The organism is Rhizobacter sp. P1_G5 (assembly GCF_056405435.1).
Genome location: NZ_JBFUCB010000746.1, coordinates 1 through 2,673, shown reverse-complemented (window position 1 = coordinate 2,673; position 2,673 = coordinate 1). Strand labels below are relative to the sequence as shown.

The window sequence follows — 2,673 nt, the reverse complement described above, 5'->3', positions numbered from 1 at the left end:
GTGGAAGCGGCTGCCACGGCCCGGTTCGCTGTCGACGGCCAGCTCGCCGCCCATCAACCGCACCAGGTTGCGGCTGATCGCGAGCCCCAGGCCCGTGCCGCCATGACGCCGGCTGGTCGAGGCGTCCGCCTGCGTGAACGCCTCGAACAGGCGCTGCTGATGCTCGCGGTCGATGCCGACGCCGGTGTCGCGCACCTCGAAACGCAGCTGCACCGAGACCTCGTCCCGCTCGATCACGCCGATGGCCAGGACCACCTCGCCACGCTCGGTGAACTTGATGGCGTTGTTGCCCAGGTTCAGCAGCACCTGCCCCAGGCGCGACGGATCGCCCATCACCGCCGGCAGTTGCGGCGGCACCGCGAACACCAGTTCCAGGCCCTTCTCGTCCGCTTTCATCCCCAGCAGGTTGCTCACGTTGTCCATCACGTCGCCGAGGCTGAACGCGATCGTCTCCATCTCGAGCTTGCCGGCCTCGATCTTCGAGAAGTCGAGGATGTCGTTGATGATGCCCAGCAGCGACTCCGCCGAGCCGTGCACCTTCTGGATGTAGTTGTGCTGCTGCGGGTTCAGCCCGCTCTGCAGCGCCAGGTACGACATGCCGAGGATCGCGTTCATCGGCGTGCGGATCTCGTGGCTCATGTTGGCCAGGAACTCGCTCTTGGCCGAGCTGGCCGCCTCCGCCTCGCGGCGCGCCTGGCGGTCGGTCTCGGCCTGCCGGCGCTCGGTGAGGTCGACGATGAAGGCCACGCCCTGGTGCACCGAGTCGCTCAGCAGCGCCCCGCCGATCAGCACCGGCACCAGGCTCCCGTCCTTGCGGATGTAGTGCTTCTCGTAGGGCTGGCAGCGGCCGGTGTCGCGCAGCTGCTGGATGGCCTTCTGGTCGGCATCGGCCTGCTGCGGCGGCGTGAGCCGGGCCCAGTTCACCAGGCCGGCGTGCAGGTCGTCGCGGGCGTAGCCGATGATCTCCAGGAAGGCATCGTTCGCCTCCGTGATCGCACCCGTGGTGTCCCAGAAGAACACGCCGATCATGCTGGACTCGACCACCCGGCGCACGCGCGCCTCGCTGGCGCGCAGCGCCTCCTGCGTCTCGATCTGCTCCCGGGCGCGCTGCTCGATGCACTCGCCCATCGCGTTGATGCTGCGCTGCAAGGCGCCGATCTCGTCGGCCGCCCCGCCGTGATCGATGCGCGCCGAGACATCGCCCTGCTCGATCCGCCGCACGCAGTCCAGCGTCGCACCGATGCGGCGCAACAGCCAGCGCCCGAACAGGCCGGCCGCGATCGCGTTCAGGCACAAGGCGGCGAAGGCGATGACCCCGATCGCGCCCATGAACCCGGCCCCGCCCGCCACGCCGAGAAAGAACACGGCAGCACCCAGCACCGCAGCGGTCATCACGAGGATGGCCGCCAGCGAGATCAGGTTGAGTCGCGTGGCGATCTTCATCGCTCAGCCTCGCGCATTCGCCTTCTCCTGGTTCTCCGTTCGAGCGGAGAGACGTCCCCTGCTGGCGAGAATGATGTGCCGATGCATCGGCTTGTCAATGCCGGACTCGACCTTCTCGTTTACCCTGGAAACGGCCTGCCGGAGGTTCAAGACCCGCGGCCGAAGGCGCAAGATCCCAGTCGCCCAGCGGTGTGCGTTGAGGAGACGAGCATGGGTCGCAAGCTTTGGCCGGCGCGGGCCGTCTACGCGCTCGCAGCAGGGCTGCTCGGCGCGAGCCTGGCACACGGCGCCGAGCCGCAGCCCCGGCTCAAGGGTTCCGACACGACCGTGGTGCGCCCCGGCGACGTGCTGCCGCCGCGCGTGGCCGAGCCCTGCAAACCGGGCCGCTGCCCGTTTGCCGGACAGCATGTGACGGTGCTGGTCGCCGAAGGCCAGGGGATCGGCGGGCCGGTGCTGGAGATCAAGCCGGAATTCGAGGCCGCCACCGGCGCCACGCTCGAGATCGTGCAGCGCTCCCACGAGGAGCTGTTCGCCACGCTGATCTCCGACCTGACCAACCGCACCGGCCGCTACGACGCCTGCATCGCCGGCGCCTGGTGGCTCGGCGAACTGGTTGCCGGCAAGCACATCGTCCCGTACGACCGCTACTACAAGGATCCGCGCTTCCCGGCCTGGGACATCGCCGAGGTGCTGCCGGCGCCGCGCAGCCTGCTCGAGTTCGGCGGGCACAAGTACATGGTGGCCAACGACCACGACGGCCAGGTGATGTACTACCGGCGCGACCTGCTGGCGGACCCGCAGCACCGGGCCGCCTTCCAGAAGGCCCACGGCTACCCGCTGGCGCCGCCGGCCACCTGGGAGCAGTTCCGCGACATCGCCGACTACTTCAACGGCAAGGACCTCAACGGCGACGGCGAGCCGGACCACGGCCTGCTGCTGCCGCTGCGCGCCGGGGTGCAGGGCATGTTCCATTTCATGTCGCTGTCCGCGCCCTTCGTGATCGGCCCGGACAACCCGCACCTGTACTGGTTCGACCCGCAGACCATGAAGCCGCTGCTGGACAGCCCGGGCCACGTGCGCGCGCTCTCGATGCTGGTCGACCTGGTGCAGTTCGGCCCGAAGGAGATGCTCAACTGGGACCTCGGTCGCGGCTGGGACTACTTCCTGTCCGGGCGTGCCGCGCTCACGCTCACCTGGGGCGACCTCGGCGCGCTCGCGCAGCAGCCGGGC

Annotated in this window: 2 protein-coding genes; one reads left to right on the top strand and one right to left on the bottom strand. The window is 69.3% G+C overall.

The annotated features are described in order from the left end of the window. Positions 1-1,443 (bottom strand): sensor histidine kinase (locus AC1D12_RS30445; RefSeq protein WP_477844967.1); only part of this gene is annotated, 1,443 nt, incomplete at its 3' end. A 210-nt stretch (positions 1,444-1,653) separates the two neighbouring features. On the opposite strand from AC1D12_RS30445, the gene AC1D12_RS30440 reads away from it, so the two are divergent. Continuing rightward, the coding region (locus AC1D12_RS30440; protein WP_477844966.1) for an ABC transporter substrate-binding protein at positions 1,654-2,673 on the top strand (1,020 nt) is incomplete at its 3' end.